This is a genomic window from Nocardia sp. NPDC052001 (assembly GCF_040680615.1).
Taxonomy (GTDB): Bacteria; Actinomycetota; Actinomycetes; order Mycobacteriales; family Mycobacteriaceae; genus Nocardia.
This window is the reverse complement of the sequence record NZ_JBFAXC010000004.1, coordinates 872,554-886,895: the sequence shown is the minus strand read 5'-3', so window position 1 is coordinate 886,895 and position 14,342 is coordinate 872,554. Positions and strand designations below refer to the sequence as shown.

15 protein-coding genes and 1 riboswitch are annotated in these 14,342 nt (G+C 65.7%); of the genes, 9 read left to right on the top strand and 6 right to left on the bottom strand.

The features are described from left to right. Positions 1 to 237 precede the first annotated feature (237 nt). Both AB0L82_RS24170 and AB0L82_RS24165 read left to right on the top strand, forming a co-directional pair. On the top strand, positions 238 to 1,017 hold the full coding sequence (locus AB0L82_RS24170) for an isoprenyl transferase (RefSeq protein ID WP_364640250.1): 780 nt from the start codon (positions 238 to 240) through the stop codon (positions 1,015 to 1,017). Between the two features lie 117 nt (positions 1,018 to 1,134). Further along, positions 1,135 to 1,728, top strand: coding sequence for a hypothetical protein (locus tag AB0L82_RS24165; protein WP_364640247.1), 594 nt, complete (start codon positions 1,135 to 1,137; stop codon positions 1,726 to 1,728). Between the two features lie 3 nt (positions 1,729 to 1,731). Here AB0L82_RS24165 and coaA read toward each other — a convergent pair whose 3' ends face one another. Then, the gene (gene coaA, locus AB0L82_RS24160; RefSeq protein ID WP_364640244.1) at positions 1,732 to 2,664 is read right to left on the bottom strand and encodes a type I pantothenate kinase; all 933 of its coding nucleotides are present in this window, start codon (positions 2,662 to 2,664) and stop codon (positions 1,732 to 1,734) included. A gap of 223 nt (positions 2,665 to 2,887) precedes the next feature. On the opposite strand from coaA, the gene AB0L82_RS24155 reads away from it, so the two are divergent. Further along, entirely contained in the window at positions 2,888 to 4,084 is a 1,197-nt protein-coding gene (locus AB0L82_RS24155) for a DUF885 domain-containing protein (RefSeq protein WP_364640241.1), read from the top strand. Positions 4,085 to 4,130: 46 nt separating this feature from the next. Beyond that, a riboswitch (ZMP/ZTP riboswitch) is annotated at positions 4,131 to 4,216 on the top strand. A 117-nt stretch (positions 4,217 to 4,333) separates the two neighbouring features. Then, positions 4,334 to 5,629, top strand: coding sequence for a serine hydroxymethyltransferase (gene glyA / locus AB0L82_RS24150; protein WP_364640238.1), 1,296 nt, complete (start codon positions 4,334 to 4,336; stop codon positions 5,627 to 5,629). Between the two features lie 67 nt (positions 5,630 to 5,696). Here the strand turns inward: glyA and AB0L82_RS24145 are convergent, their stop codons facing one another. Further along, positions 5,697 to 6,047 carry a glutaredoxin domain-containing protein gene (locus tag AB0L82_RS24145; protein ID WP_364640235.1) on the bottom strand — a complete coding sequence of 117 codons (351 nt, stop codon included), beginning with the start codon at positions 6,045 to 6,047 and terminating at the stop codon, positions 5,697 to 5,699. Positions 6,048 to 6,126: 79 nt separating this feature from the next. Further along, on the bottom strand, positions 6,127 to 6,399 hold the full coding sequence (locus AB0L82_RS24140; RefSeq protein WP_364640232.1) for a hypothetical protein: 273 nt from the start codon (positions 6,397 to 6,399) through the stop codon (positions 6,127 to 6,129). 21 nt (positions 6,400 to 6,420) lie between these two features. On the opposite strand from AB0L82_RS24140, the gene AB0L82_RS24135 reads away from it, so the two are divergent. From AB0L82_RS24135 to AB0L82_RS24120, 4 genes are all read left to right on the top strand, one after another. Beyond that, a complete protein-coding gene (locus AB0L82_RS24135) occupies positions 6,421 to 6,807 on the top strand; it encodes a DUF488 family protein (RefSeq protein ID WP_364640229.1) in 387 nt (128 codons plus the stop codon). Between the two features lie 337 nt (positions 6,808 to 7,144). Continuing rightward, positions 7,145 to 8,437 carry a PhoH family protein gene (locus AB0L82_RS24130; protein ID WP_364640524.1) on the top strand — a complete coding sequence of 431 codons (1,293 nt, stop codon included), beginning with the start codon at positions 7,145 to 7,147 and terminating at the stop codon, positions 8,435 to 8,437. Between the two features lie 209 nt (positions 8,438 to 8,646). Further along, positions 8,647 to 9,168, top strand: a complete 522-nt coding sequence (locus AB0L82_RS24125) for an esterase (RefSeq protein ID WP_364640226.1) — start codon at positions 8,647 to 8,649, stop codon at positions 9,166 to 9,168. A gap of 161 nt (positions 9,169 to 9,329) precedes the next feature. Next, the gene (locus AB0L82_RS24120) at positions 9,330 to 10,187 is read left to right on the top strand and encodes an acyl-ACP desaturase (protein ID WP_364640223.1); all 858 of its coding nucleotides are present in this window, start codon (positions 9,330 to 9,332) and stop codon (positions 10,185 to 10,187) included. 69 nt (positions 10,188 to 10,256) lie between these two features. Here the strand turns inward: AB0L82_RS24120 and AB0L82_RS24115 are convergent, their stop codons facing one another. Together AB0L82_RS24115 and AB0L82_RS24110 are read right to left on the bottom strand one after the other, a co-directional pair. After that, complete coding sequence (locus AB0L82_RS24115) at positions 10,257 to 10,679, bottom strand: limonene-1,2-epoxide hydrolase family protein (protein WP_364640220.1); 423 nt, start codon at positions 10,677 to 10,679, stop codon at positions 10,257 to 10,259. A 35-nt stretch (positions 10,680 to 10,714) separates the two neighbouring features. After that, a complete protein-coding gene (locus AB0L82_RS24110) occupies positions 10,715 to 11,446 on the bottom strand; it encodes a TetR/AcrR family transcriptional regulator (protein ID WP_364640217.1) in 732 nt (243 codons plus the stop codon). Positions 11,447 to 11,549: 103 nt separating this feature from the next. Here AB0L82_RS24110 and AB0L82_RS24105 point away from each other — a divergent pair, with 103 nt between their 5' ends. Then, positions 11,550 to 12,734: an FAD-dependent monooxygenase gene (locus AB0L82_RS24105; protein WP_364640214.1), complete on the top strand. Its 1,185-nt coding sequence runs from the start codon at positions 11,550 to 11,552 to the stop codon at positions 12,732 to 12,734. Positions 12,735 to 12,812: 78 nt separating this feature from the next. Here AB0L82_RS24105 and AB0L82_RS24100 read toward each other — a convergent pair whose 3' ends face one another. After that, on the bottom strand, positions 12,813 to 14,219 hold the full coding sequence (locus AB0L82_RS24100; RefSeq protein ID WP_364640211.1) for a class II fumarate hydratase: 1,407 nt from the start codon (positions 14,217 to 14,219) through the stop codon (positions 12,813 to 12,815). Positions 14,220 to 14,342 lie beyond the last annotated feature (123 nt).

The following is a 14,342-nucleotide window of genomic DNA, read 5'->3' as shown; positions in this document are numbered from 1 at the left end:
CTGAGTAACCTACGGTACCGTAGGTTAGCCGTCCCGGATCACGGAAGTGGCGCACGACTCCGCAATGTCCGATTGGTCGTGAACCGTGGGGTGCGGCCGGTCGGCGTGCGTATCGAACGCCTACCCGGACGGATCCGCGCAGTCGGGGCAGGCCGGTACATATCCGGCGTCGTGGGCGTTTCACACCACTGTCCCGGTCGCTTCGGCCGTTGCCGAGAAGGCGTAGTGTTCCTCGGCGTGAAGCTTGCGAGTCAGGTGCGTGGACTCCCTTATCGCATTTACGAAGCCAGGTTGTCCAAGCAACTGGCCGGTCGGCAGCATCCCAGGCATGTGGCGGTGATGTGCGACGGCAATAGACGCTGGGCACGCGAGAACGGCTTCACCGATGTGAGTCACGGGCATCGGGTGGGGGCGCTCAAGATCGCCGAACTGGTCGGCTGGTGCGGTGAGTCCGGCATCGAGATGGTCACCGTCTATCTGCTCTCGACCGAGAATCTGCGCCGCGATCGCGAAGAGCTGGAGACGCTCTTCGAGGTGATCACCGATGTGGTCGACGAATTGTCCGCGCCGGAACAGAATTCGAGCGTCCGCATCGTCGGCGCGCTCGATCAGTTGCCCGAGGATGTGGCCGGGCGATTGCGGGAGGCCGCCAAACGCACCGAGGGCCGCGACGGCGTGCACGTGAATGTGGCCATCGGCTACGGCGGCCGGCAGGAGATCACCGACGCGGTGCGCTCGCTGGTCCGCCAGGAGATCGACGCGGGGGAGCACGGCGAGGATCTGGTGCAGTCCATCACCGTGGACGCCATCGGCCAGCACCTCTACACCTCCGGCCAGCCGGATCCGGATCTGGTCATTCGCACCTCCGGTGAGCAGCGGCTCTCCGGATTCCTGCTGTGGCAGAGCGCCTATTCGGAGATCTGGTTCACCGAGGCGTACTGGCCCGAGTTCCGGCGGGTGGATTTCCTGCGCGCCCTGCGCGATTTCGCGGCCCGGCACCGCCGCTTCGGTGTCTGATTGCCTCCGCTCCGCTCCGGCGGGTTGCTGTGATTGACATCGAACTTGGCACAGTTACATTGCAGTGCAATGGCTTCCGTGGTTCGCGAGCGCGTCGCTGCCGTACCGTCGGAGTGCATGAGTGAGCTGAACCAAGGGCAGAGTGGCCCGGCGGATGTGGAGTCCTACCTCAGTTATGAGGAGTTCGGCCGCCGGTTCCTGGAATACGCGGCGTCACCGGAACGCATTTCGGGGGCATTCGAGAAACTCACCGGCGAGGCTTTCGAATTCGGCCCGATCGGGGTGGGGCCGGGACGCATCGCGAAACTCTCCGCCGCCGTGCGCCTGGGTCAGCCGCGCTTGAATCGTGAACCGCAGGAATACATTTCGTACGATCTGGTGATCCCGCTGGATGTCGATCTGCTCATCGACCTGTCGGTGGACCGCTATCCGTTCCATGTGGACGGCACCATTCACCTGCATCTCACCGTGCGCACCGCCGAACCACTGCGGGTGCTCATCGAAATCGCCGAACCGCAGCCGAGCAATGTGCGCATCAATGTGGCCAGCGCGTCCCGGCGCGGTGAGCTGCTGCGCATTCTGGCCAGCGTCGATCATGAGATCCGCCGCTTCGTGGCGCGCTATATCGCCGAGGAGATCTGCAAGCCGAATATCCAGGCCGCCACCGATATCGATGTGGCGGCGCGCCTGGACGCGGCGTGGCGACTATGAGGTTCAGAGCTTACGGAGCCGCAGCCGGTTGATGGTGTGATCGGAATCCTTGCGCAGCACCAGGGTCGCGCGCGGCCGGGTCGGCAGGATGTTCTCCACCAGGTTCGGCCGATTGGTGTTGTGCCAGATCTCTTTCGCCTGGTTGGTGGCTTCCTGATCATTGAAATTCGCGTAGTGGTGGAACGCGGAGTTCGGATCGGTGAAGGCGGTCTTGCGCAGTGACAGGAAGCGCTGTACGTACCACTTCTCGATGTCCTCGATGCGGGCGTCGACGTAGACGGAGAAGTCGAACAGGTCCGACACCATCAGTCGCGGACCGGTTTGCAGCACGTTCAGACCCTCGACGATGAGGATGTCGGGCTGGCGCACGCAGTGGTATTCGCCGGGCACGATGTCGTAGGCGATATGCGAGTACACCGGCGCGCACACCTCGGGCGCACCGGATTTCACCTCGGTGACGAAGCGCAGCAGCTTGCGCCGGTCATAGGACTCCGGGAAACCCTTGCGGTGCATGATGCCGCGCCGGGTGAGTTCGGCTGTCGGATAGAGGAATCCGTCGGTGGTGACCAGATCCACTCGGGGATGGTGATCCCAGCGGGCCAGCAGCGCCTGCAGCACACGGGCGGTGGTCGATTTGCCAACCGCGACCGATCCGGCCACGCCGATCACGTACGGCACCTGGCGGTCCGGATGGCTTTCGCCCAGGAAGGTCGCGGTGGCGGCGAACAATCGCTGCTTGGCGGCGACCTGTAGATGGATGAGCCGCGCCAGCGGCAGGTAGACCTCGGCGACCTCTTCGAGGTCGATCTGCTCGCCCAGGCCGCGCAGGCCGGTCAGTTCTTCCTCGGTGAGCACCAGGGGAGTCGACTTGCGCAGTGTGCGCCACTGCTTCCGGTCGAATTCCACGTAGGGACTCGGCTCGCTCATCCGTGCCATTTATCCACGTCCCAGGGTCGGGCGACAACAGTCTCGGGGAGTTCGTCCCGCCGCCGAGTCCGGCGAACCGGTAACCACTCCACGCATAGCCGAATTGTGCTCGGGTCCAACAGGGCGGTGAACACCAGGTGTTGCTACTCACCAGTAACCGGCGTGACATATGCCATAGCCGCGTCGGCGTCCACGTCACCGGAAGCCGTGCGATCCAATACAGTCGCCTGTTATGGCAGCGCATCCACTGGTCACCGAATACCTGCGTCTCGGTCTGGCTTTCGACCGGTTGGAGGAGGGTTTCGTCGATGCCTACACCGGTGATCCGGCACTGCGCCGGGAGAGCGAGAACGCGCCGAAGCCGGAGCCGCGCGCGCTCGCGCACAAAGCCGCGGCGCTGCTGAAAGACCTGCCGGACGCGGGCCTCGCACCCGAGCGCACCGAATTCCTGGACGCGCACCTGCGCGCGCTGGAATGCTCCGCGCGCAAATTCGCGGGCGATGACATCTCCTTCATCGATGAGGTGCGCGCGTATTTCGACGTCGATATCGCACCCGGCGATGAGGACGACTATCGCGAGGCGCATCGGCAACTCGACGAGGTGCTGCCGGGTGAGGGATCGCTGTTCGACCGCATCACCGCGCATCGCCGCGGCGATGAGATTCCGCCCGAACGGCTGCGCGAATGTGTGGACGCGTTCTCCAGTGCGCTGCGCGAGTTGGTGCGCGAACGTTATCCGCTGCCCGATCACGAACGCGTGGAATACGAAGTGGTGGGGGATAAGCCGTGGTCCGGCTTCAATTACTACCTGGGCAACTATCAGTCCCGGGTGGCCATCAACTCCGACCTGAAACAGCATCTGTCACAGCTGCCGCAGCTGATCGCGCACGAATCGTATCCGGGCCATCACACCGAGCACTGCCGCAAGGAAGCCGGACTGGTGGGCGCGGGTCAGGATGAGCAGACCCTGTTCGTGGTCAACACCCCGCAGTGCCTGATGGCCGAGGGGCTGGCCGATCTGGCGCTGAAGTCCATCGTCGGCCCGGGCTGGGGCCGCTGGGCGCAGGAGATCTACGCCGATCTCGGGCTGCGCTTCGATGGTGAACGCGCGGAACGCATTTCGACCGCCTCGGCGAAACTGCTGGGCGTGCGCCAGGATGCCGCGCTACTGCTGCACGACCGGCATCGCGGTGAGGGCGAGGTCGCGGAATTCCTGCAGCGCTGGAGCCTGGTCACCCCCGAGCGCGCCCGCCAATCCCTGCGCTTCCTGTCCTCACCGCTGTGGCGCGCCTACATCTCCACCTATGTGGAGGGCTACCGCCTGCTCGGCGGCTGGCTCGATCAGGCCCCCGATTCAGCCGATCGCTCCGACCGCTTCCGCCGCCTCCTCGACGAACCCCTCACCCCCGGCGCGATCCGCCGAATGTGAGCATCGCGAAGTGCGAGTCCGAAGCATGGTCGGCTGCAGGATAAGCTGACATCACCGCGACTGGCGCACTCTGAGGTGGAAGTAACCACCGGGAAGCACCGAAGTCCCGCACCGCGCGCCTGGGTGCTGGGCGTGAGGACTTTCGGCACCCCCGAGAATCCTCCGAGCACGGAGGTTGCGATGAATCAGCATCAAGACACACAGAACCCCCTGGCCGACACTCCGGGCGTGGCCAATACACTCGGCCCCGTGACGCAGACGACCTCCTCTGTCAATTCCCAGTCCCTCGCTGAGCTCGATCCCGAGGTCGCTGCCGCGATGGGCGGCGAGCTCGCGCGCCAGCGCGACACCCTCGAGATGATCGCCTCGGAGAACTTCGTGCCGCGCGCGGTCCTGCAGGCGCAGGGCAGCGTGCTCACCAACAAGTACGCCGAGGGCTACCCGGGCCGCCGCTACTACGGCGGCTGCGAGAACGTCGACATCGTCGAGGATCTCGCCCGCGCCCGCGTGACCGAGCTGTTCGGCGCGGATTACGCCAACGTGCAACCGCATTCGGGTGCGCAGGCCAATGCCGCGGTGCTGATGGCGCTGATGAGCCCGGGCGAGAAGCTGCTCGGCCTGGATCTCGCGCACGGCGGTCACCTCACGCACGGTATGCGCCTGAACTTCTCGGGCAAGCTGTACGAGGTGCACGCCTACGGCGTCAGCAAGGAAGACCACCGCGTCGATATGGACGAGGTGCGCAAGATCGCCCGCGACACCCGCCCCAAGGTGATCGTCGCCGGCTGGTCCGCGTACCCGCGGCACCTGGATTTCGCGGCCTTCCGCGAGATCGCCGATGAGGTCGGCGCGTACCTGTGGATCGATATGGCGCACTTCGCCGGTCTGGTCGCGGCCGGGCTGCACCCGTCGCCGGTGCCGCACGCCGATGTGGTGTCCTCCACCGTGCACAAGACCCTGGGCGGTCCCCGCTCCGGTCTGATCCTGGCCAAGCAGGAGTTCGCCAAGAAGCTGAACTCGGCGGTCTTCCCGGGTCAGCAGGGTGGGCCGCTGATGCACGCCATCGCCGCCAAGGCCGTGTCGTTCAAGATCGCCGGCACCCCCGAGTTCAAGGAGCGCCAGGAGCGCACCCTGTCCGGTGCGAAGATCCTGGCCGAGCGCCTGACCGCCGCCGACTGCACCGCCAAGGGCATCAACGTGCTCACCGGCGGCACCGATGTGCACCTGGTCCTGGTGGACCTGCGCAACTCGCAGCTGGACGGTCAGCAGGGCGAGGATCTGCTGCACGAAATCGGAATCACCGTGAACCGCAACGCCGTTCCGTTCGACCCGCGCCCGCCGATGGTCACCTCGGGTCTGCGCATCGGCACCCCGGCGCTGGCCACCCGCGGCTTCGGCGATACCGAGTTCACCGAGGTAGCCGAGATCATCGCGGCCGCTCTCACCGGCTCCGCCGATCTGGATTCGCTGCGTCAGCGCGTCTCCACGCTGGCCCAGCAGTTCCCCCTCTACGAGGGCCTGGAGGACTGGCGCCTGCTCGGCTGAGTCCAGCCATAGGCAACAGGGCCCGCAGCGATCGAAGTCGCTGCGGGCCTTCTGCTTTGCGGAGGGGTCAGGTGGCCTGCGGCGGACGCGGACGGGGGAGGTCGTCGCGGCGGATCGGCCAGTAGCTCTTCGGGCCGCCGGTCAAGGCGGGGGCGTCGGTATTGATCACCGTGAGCAGCCACTGCGGTCGCGGATTGACCCAATAGCGCTCCTGCGCACCGATTGTCAGCTTCACCGTCGGCACCGCCTCATTGCCGTCGGCGACCTTGCGGACGAACGCCGCGGCCTCCGGATCGTCCCAGATATCGATCTCGCTGTAGACGATCCCGTTGCGATTGAGCACCCGGCGCAGGCGAGCGCAGAAGGGGCAGCCCGGGCGTCGATAGACGACCAGCTCCGGGGTGGTCTCAGCGGTCATGTCCGGATTCTAGAGCCGAAAGGGATTGCCCGCGAACACCATCGCGGTACCGGTTCCGGCGGTACCGCACAGCTATCGACTAGGAGCGTTTGGTCAGGTAGTCGATGTACATCGGGCGCAGCACCTCGCCGATCTCGCCTTCGCCCGCGTGTACGTAGTCGTCCAGCATGGGCAGCACGTACTTGATGTCGGCCTCGCTCTCGCCCAGATCGCCCGCGGCGGCCTCGGCGGCGGGGATGGACTTGAGCAGCTCCCAGAGGAACTTCACATCACCGTGGCGAACCGCGAGCTTCACTGCTCGGTCGTGCAAATCCTTGGTGGAGAGCGCCTCGAGTTCCTGTGTATCGGCCATGACCTCGACTGTAATGGACCGATGGCACAGCAACCGAGGTACCGGGTCAAGCGTGTGTACGACGCGCCCGCGGCCGATGACGGCCGCCGGGTGCTGGTGGATCGGCTGTGGCCGCGCGGGGTCAGCAAACAGGCGGCGGCGATCGACGAATGGGTGAAGGAGGTGACGCCCTCGAACGAACTCCGGAAGTGGTATCACGACGATCCGGACACGCGACGCGCCGAATTCGAGACACGGTATCGAGTTGAACTCGCCGCGGACCCAGCGCAGGCCGCTTTGGCGCGTTTGCGCCGCGAGGCCGCCGCGGAACCGTTGACGCTGGTGACGGCGGTGAAAGTGCCTGAGCACAGTCACGTCCCGATCCTGCTCGATGAATTGGACGAAACGCCCAGAGGGGGACCGCGTTAACGAGTTCTTCACCAATGTGCCTGCCAGTCGGGAAGCCGGATCGCGATTTCGAATGTAGCGTCGGTTGTGCGGGCCGCGTAGGTGTGGTTCGTACGGGAGGTCCTGATCGTGACTGAGCAACTCAGTGCGAGGGGGCCGGCACCCGGCCCTCGGGTCGTACGACCCTAGAGCCCGACCGGCCCAGCGAGAACGCTTGCGCGGTGCCGCGCGAGTGGCAAAGGAGCCCACCGTGACTGATGCACGCTCCGTCAACGCTCCCACCCCGAGCGCCGCCTCCAACCGGGGCACGCGCACCACAGGTCCGGGAGTTCGCGCCTCGCAGTCGTCCGAATCAGGACTGAAAACCTTCGTCGTGGATACGTCGGTACTGCTCTCCGACCCTTGGGCACTGACACGCTTCGGCGAGCATCACGTGGTGCTGCCGCTCGTGGTCATCAGTGAACTCGAGGCAAAACGTCACCACCACGAACTGGGCTGGTTTGCCCGCGAGGCACTTCGGATGCTGGACGATCTTCGTCTGGCCCACGGTCGGCTTGATCAGCGGATACCGGTCGGAACCGGTGGCGGGACACTCCAGGTGGAGTTGAACCACACCGATCCGAATGTGCTGCCCGTCGGATTCCGCACCGACAGCAACGATTCCAGGATTCTCGCCTGCGCGCTCAACTTCGCGGCCGAGGGTCAGCGAGTCGTACTGGTATCCAAGGACATTCCGATGCGCGTCAAGGCGAGCGCGGTCGGCCTGCGGGCCGAGGAATATCACGCACAGGATGTCGTCACCTCCGGCTGGACCGGCATGGTGGAGATGGAGGTGGGCTCCGAAATCGTCGACAAGCTCTACAGCGATTCGGTGATCGATCTGGATGAGGCCCGGGATATGCCGTGCCACACCGGTATTCGGCTACTGAGCGCCCGGGGCAGCGCACTGGCCCGCGTCTCGCCGGATAAGCGGGTGCAGCTGGTGCGCGGTGATCGGGAGGCGTTCGGCCTGCACGGCCGTTCCGCCGAACAGCGCATCGCCCTGGACCTGCTGCTGGACGAGAGCATCGGCATCGTGTCGATGGGCGGCCGCGCCGGAACCGGCAAGTCCGCGCTCGCGCTGACCGCGGGCCTGGAAGCGGTGCTGGAACGCCGCACCCATCGCAAGGTAGTGGTCTTCCGTCCGCTGTACGCGGTCGGCGGCCAGGATCTGGGCTACCTGCCCGGCTCCGAGAGCGAGAAGATGGGGCCGTGGGCGCAGGCCGTCTTCGACACCCTGGACGGGCTCGCCAGCCCGGAGGTGATGGAGGAGGTGCAGGCGCGCGGCATGCTGGAGGTGTTGCCGCTCACTCACATTCGCGGGCGGTCGCTACACGATTCCTTCGTGATCGTGGACGAGGCGCAGTCCCTCGAACGCAATGTGCTGCTCACGGTGCTGAGCCGTTTGGGCAGTGGATCGCGGGTGGTGCTCACGCACGATGTGGCCCAGCGCGACAATCTGCGAGTCGGGCGGCACGACGGTGTCGCCGCGGTGATCGAGAAGCTCAAGGGGCATCCGCTCTTCGCGCACATCACCCTGACCCGCAGTGAGCGTTCGCCGATCGCGGCGCTGGTCACCGAGATGCTGGAGGAGTTCGGCCCCAACGCGTAAAGCGTTTTCGGTCCGCTCGAAACCCGTGAAAACCCTTGCCCGGCCGAGTCGATTCGCCGACTCGGTCGGGCAAATTCATGGCATGTGTTTCATCTCATAATCCGCAGGGTATATTCCGGTAAAATACCTGCTCGTCGGTCGATTCGGTGAGAAGTGTGTATTCGCCGAAAGATTGCCGAGTACCTGGCCCGGGTTATCGAGAGGATGCAATGCACACCTTCGCTCGACGTTCGGCCGGTTTCATCGCGGCCCTCGCAGTCATCACCGCCTTCACCGCGGGCTGCGATAAGGACGACAAGGATTCGAAATCCGATACGGCGACCACCAGCACCACGGTGATGGCCGAGACCACCACCGAGCACGCCACCGAAACCAAGATCGCCACCCGCGATGGCGCCGAGGTCACCGTCGCCGGTGACTTCCTGGCCAAGTACAACGAAATGGGCGGCGTGACAGGCCCGCTCGGCCTGCCCACCGGCGCACAGCAGGAGGGCCCCGGCGGCGGCAAGATGCAGGAATTCGCGGGCGGCGCGATCGTCAGCAGCCCGGCCACCGGAATCCACGTGGTGTGGGGCGAGATTCGCAAGGCGTGGGAGGAGAACGGCGGCCCGAGCGGCAAACTCGGCTACCCGACCACCGACGAGACCGATATCACCGGCGGTAAGCAGAGCGAGTTCACCGGCGGCACCATCACCTGGGTCGACAACAAGACCACCGTCACCGAGAAGTGAGCGTTCCCAGCCGATAGTGGACGGCGCGGTCCGGAGCCTTCCCCGCCCCGGACCGCGCTGACCCGTCGTTTTCCTGTGCGGATACCAACGGGACGGCGATAGCGATTGTGAATGCGAGGCGAAGATCCCCACGTTTGCTCCGCAGCCGCTAGGTTGTCTCCGTGCAGAAGCAATTGGCCGACCGGGAACTGTTGGACTGGCTCGCGGCAGAGGTGGAGGCGAACCTCACCCGCCATATCGCGGCGGCCGCCGAATGGCAGCCCCATGACTACGTGCCGTGGGATGACGGCCGCAATTTCGAGTTCCTCGGCGGAACCGATTGGGAGCCCGGGCAATCCGAGCTCAGCGAGGTCTCCAAGCTCGCCCTCACGGTGAGCGTGCTGATTGCCGACAATCTGCCCTCCTATCACCGGGAGATCGGCATGTACCTGCGGACCGGCGCCTGGTGGCGCTGGGTCGGCCGCTGGACCGCCGAGGAGAACCGGCACGAGATCCTGATCCGCAACTACCTCATGGTGACCCGCGCGGTCGATCCGATCGGTCTCGAGCGCCTGCGCATGGCGCATATGACCGAGAGCTTCCGCCGTCCCGCCATGCATCTGATCGATGTGCTGGCCACCTGCGCCTTCGAAGAGCTGGCAGCGGCCGTGCGGCATCGCAATACCGCCGCCACCGCGGACGATCCGATCGTGGCGTCCATCGCCGAGCGCCTGGCCGCCGATGACGAACTGCAGGCGGTGTTCTTCGCGAATATCGTCGCGGCCGCCCTCGACGTGGTTCCGGATCAGGCCGTGCGCGCCATCGCCGACCGGGTCGCCGACTTCCACGTGCCCGTGGTCAAGCTCGCCGACGGCAAGACCAGTGACGAGGTGCTCGCCGAGGCGGGTATCTACGACAGCGCGAACGAGCCCGCGCTGGTCTTCGGCCCGCTGCTGGAACAGTGGAAGATCTTCACCCGCACCGACTTCAGCGAAGCCGGTGAGAAGGCCCGCGCCGAACTGGAGCACCTGCGACCCTGATTCCACACCGTCGTGGATACGCCGGCTGTCCCGATTCGGGGCAGCCGGTTTTGCGTTTCGCGGCGGACCTCAGCGGGAGAGTGCGGCTCGGAACAGCCCGGCCACGGTGCCGCGCAGGAAGTTCTCCCAGCTGAAGTGGTCGTGCCACAGCGTGATTCGGCCATCGCTGAGTTCGAAGGTGCCGCACACCCAGAACGCGATCTCCACCGGTCCGAAGCGCAGATAGTCGGTGCGCTCGGTGAGCACCACGCCGTCCTCGTCCGCGGCGATGTGGTGCATATCCACGCGGAATCCGTAGCGCGGGTTGGCGAGCTTGTCCAGCACCCACCGCACCCGGTCGATCCCGCGCACATCCGGTAGCGAGGTGTTCTTCCAGACGATGCCGGGATCGGCCAGTTCGAGGGCCTCGGTGACGGCCTTCATCTCCATCGCGGCGAAGAACTCCCGCACCGTGGTGACCGCATCCTGCTGCAACTCAGGTATCTCCGACATGGATTGAGCCTAAGCCGAAGCGCCGCCCGCTGTGGCTACTTGCGGCTGTCGATCAGCACGCCGAGCCCATCCAGGATCCGTTCGATGCCGAAGCTCAGGGCGTTGTTCCGGCCGGTGTCGTCGTCCGGTCGCATCGCCTGTTCGGCGAGCGCCTCGGCCACGTGCGGGAAACGCTCGCCGTGCTCCACCAGCACCGCGCCCATCTCCCGGACCAGTTGCGCTTCCATATCCGCGTCGCCGTTGCCGCCGCCGACCTGCTGGATCAGGGCGCGGGCGTGGCCGATCAACAGCACCGTGGCGTCGAAGCGTTCGGCGGCGTCGAGACCGCTGCCGTCGAGTGCGGTGAGACTGCTTTCGAGCCAGCCCATTTCGTTCGGTCCCATGGGCCGGATACCGGGCGTCAGTTCCAGCGCCCACGGGTGCGCGTCGTAGCGCTCGGCGATGGATTCGGTCCACAGCCGCAGGTAGTCGCGCCACGGTTCGGCCGAATTCGCCGGGGCCGCAATCGGTTCCGGCGGTGCTCCGAGGGCGGCGTCGATCATGAGCGCGATGAGTTCGGTCTTGCCCGGCACGTACCGGTAGAGCGCCATCTTCGCGCAGCCGATGCGCTCGGCCAGGCGCTGCATGGACAGGTTCGCGAGTCCCTCGGTATCGGCGAGCGCGATGGCCTCGGTGACGATCCGCTCCAGCGTGAGCGAGGGTTTCGGTCCGCGTTTGGGTTTCGCGGGTGCGCCCCAGAGCAGTTCGAACGAGGTCGGTGCCGGCATCGTCGCCATCCTTCCGAAAACTGTCGCTTGACGTTCTTCTGCGTCCAGCATACGCTAATTAACAACAGCGGCCGACGGACGCAATTAACGAAGGATAGGCATCATGCGTAAGACCACCGTTCTCATCTCGGGCGCTTCCATCGCGGGCCCGGCCCTGGCCTACTGGCTCGATCGCTACGGCTTCACGGTCACCGTCGTGGAGAAGGCCCCCGCGCTGCGGCAGGGCGGCCAGGCCGTCGACTTCACCGGTCACACCCATATGACCGTGCTCGAGCGCATGGGCATCCTGGAGGACGTCAAGGCTCGTCAGACCGGTAAGACCGATATCGTCATCGTCGACGAGGCGGGCAACCAAAAAGCGCTCATCTCAGGCGATTTCACCGGCGGCGATATCGAGATCCTGCGCGGCGACCTGTCCGAGGTCATGTACGAGCGCACCGCGGACCGGTGCGAATACCTCTTCGACGACACCATCACCGCCCTGGACGAGACCGCCGACGGCGTGCGCGTCGAATTCGCCCACGCCCCCGCCCGCACCTTCGACCTGGTCATCGGCGCGGACGGCATCCACTCCCGGGTGCGCAAACTGGCCTTCGGCCCCGAGGAGAAGTTCGTCAAGCACCAGGGCCACTACTACTCCATCGCGGGGGCCTCGAACTGGGAAGCGCATCCGGACGCGCCCCGCGAGCGGGCCGTCTCCTACGCCCTGAACACCCCCGGCCGACTCGCATCGCTGGGCAGTTCCAAGGCCGGGCAGATGTACCTGTTCGCTTCGCCCAAGCTGGATTTCGACCGCGACGATCTCGATGCCCAGCGCCGCATCCTCGCCGAGAAGTTCGCCGGGCTCGGCTGGGAGGTGCCCGGGATGCTCGCCGAACTGCCGGGTCTGAAGGGCTTCTTCCTGGACTCCATCGCCAAGGTGACCATGAAGGATTTCGTCAAGGGCCGCGTCGCGCTGCTCGGCGACGCCGGTTACGGCAACACCATGGCTGGATTCGGCACCGGGCTCGCGGTGGTCGGCGCATACGTGCTGGCCGGTGAATTGGCGGCCGCCGACGGTGATCACACCGTCGCCTTCCCGCGCTATCAGGAGATGATGAAGCGCTACAGCAAGCTGGCGGGCGGCGCGAACGCCGGACCGTTCCTGGCCCCCAAGACCGCGCTCGGCCTGCGCGTGCGCAATTGGTTCCTGACCTCGTGGGCCTTCGATCGGATGATGAAGACCACCGAGAAGTCCAAGAACGACATCGAACTGAAGAACTACCCGGAAATCCTTGCGGCACGCTGAGATACGAGCATTGATCGCAAACGGGAGCGGACCCGATGGCACTCGCCACCGGGTCCGCTCCCTTGTCGCCGGAGCGCGTCAGTCCTTCTTGTCCTCGACCTTGGCCATGGACAGCACGTCGAGACGGCGATCGAGTTCCGCCTCGGACAGGTTATCGCCGATCAGACCGCGATCGATGACGGTCTGGCGAATCGTCTTGTGCGCCTTGACCGCTTCCTTCGCCACGGCGGCGGCTTCCTCGTAACCGATGGCCGAATTCAGCGGCGTCACGATGGAGGGGGAGGACTCCGCGAGGCGGCGCAGCCGCTCCTCGTTCGCGACCAGGCCGACGATGCACTTATCGGCGAACAGACGAGAAACGTTGGCCAGCAGTCGAATCGACTCCAGCACATTGCGCGCCATCACCGGGATGTACACGTTCAGCTCGAACGCGCCATTGCCGCCGCCCCAGGCGATGGTCGCGTCATTGCCGATGACCTGCGCGGCGACCTGCGTAACCGCTTCCGGGAGAACCGGATTCACCTTGCCGGGCATGATCGACGAACCGGGCTGCAAATCCGGCAGCTGAAGCTCGGCGAGTCCGGTGAGCGGCCCGGAGCCCATCCAGCGCACATCATTGGCGATCTTGGTGAGGCTGATGGCGACGGTGCGCAGCGCACCGGACAGCTCCACCAGACCGTCGCGCGCGGCCTGCGCCTCGAAGTGATTGCGGGCCTCCGAGAGGGCGTCCAGATCCGTCGACTTCTTCAGTTCCACAACGACTTTCGCGCCGAAGCCATCGGGCGCGTTCAACCCGGTGCCGACCGCGGTGCCGCCGATGGCCAGCTCGCCCAGCCGGGGCAGCGTGGTCAGCAGACGCTCGATACCGGCGCTCACCTGCCGGGTGTATCCGCTGAACTCCTGACCCAGGGTGATCGGCACCGCGTCCATGAGATGCGTGCGACCGGACTTCACCACATCGCGCCACTCCACCGACTTGTCCAGCAGTGCCAGCCGCAGATGATCCAGCGCCGGAACGAGATCCTTCACCACGGCCTCGGTCGCCGCGACATGCGTTGCGGTGGGGAAGGTGTCGTTCGACGACTGCGACATGTTCACATCGTCATTGGGATGCACGGTGACGCCCTCGCGCGCGGCGATACTCGCGATCACCTCGTTGGCGTTCATATTCGAGCTGGTGCCCGAACCGGTCTGGAAGACGTCGATGGGGAACTGATCGTCATGTTTGCCGTCGGCGATCTCGGTGGCGGCGGCCACGATCGCGTCGGCCTTGATCGGATCGAGCAGGCCCAGATCCCGGTTCACGGTGGCGCAGGCGGCTTTCAGCAGGCCGAGCGCGCGGATCTGCGCACGCTCCAGGCCGCGGCCGCTGATGGGGAAGTTCTCCACCGCACGCTGGGTTTGCGCGCGCCACAACGCCTGTACTGGGACGCGGACTTCGCCCATCGTGTCATGTTCGATGCGGTACTGGGTGTCGTCGGTCATGGATTCGACCCTAGGCCGGGACGGGGGTGCGTGGGGGTGCCACGCCTGAGGCAATCAGCACACGCGGACCCGGAATACGGCGGGATCCACCGCCGGATACGGCGACGGCCGCCGCGCATCCAT

What these genes read in the sequence shown, in the direction of transcription:
- AB0L82_RS24145 (WP_364640235.1), bottom strand. Translation starts at nt 6,047, where the DNA reads ATGACCGCTGAGACCACCCCGGAGCTGGTCGTCTATCGACGCCCGGGC.
- AB0L82_RS24110 (WP_364640217.1), bottom strand. Translation starts at nt 11,446, where the DNA reads ATGCCGGCACCGACCTCGTTCGAACTGCTCTGGGGCGCACCCGCGAAA.
- AB0L82_RS24135 (WP_364640229.1), top strand. Translation starts at nt 6,421, where the DNA reads ATGGCACAGCAACCGAGGTACCGGGTCAAGCGTGTGTACGACGCGCCC.
- AB0L82_RS24105 (WP_364640214.1), top strand. Translation starts at nt 11,550, where the DNA reads ATGCGTAAGACCACCGTTCTCATCTCGGGCGCTTCCATCGCGGGCCCG.
- AB0L82_RS24115 (WP_364640220.1), bottom strand. Translation starts at nt 10,679, where the DNA reads ATGTCGGAGATACCTGAGTTGCAGCAGGATGCGGTCACCACGGTGCGG.
- AB0L82_RS24125 (WP_364640226.1), top strand. Translation starts at nt 8,647, where the DNA reads ATGCACACCTTCGCTCGACGTTCGGCCGGTTTCATCGCGGCCCTCGCA.
- AB0L82_RS24140 (WP_364640232.1), bottom strand. Translation starts at nt 6,399, where the DNA reads ATGGCCGATACACAGGAACTCGAGGCGCTCTCCACCAAGGATTTGCAC.
- AB0L82_RS24155 (WP_364640241.1), top strand. Translation starts at nt 2,888, where the DNA reads ATGGCAGCGCATCCACTGGTCACCGAATACCTGCGTCTCGGTCTGGCT.
- AB0L82_RS24100 (WP_364640211.1), bottom strand. Translation starts at nt 14,219, where the DNA reads ATGACCGACGACACCCAGTACCGCATCGAACATGACACGATGGGCGAA.
- coaA (WP_364640244.1), bottom strand. Translation starts at nt 2,664, where the DNA reads ATGGCACGGATGAGCGAGCCGAGTCCCTACGTGGAATTCGACCGGAAG.
- AB0L82_RS24165 (WP_364640247.1), top strand. Translation starts at nt 1,135, where the DNA reads ATGAGTGAGCTGAACCAAGGGCAGAGTGGCCCGGCGGATGTGGAGTCC.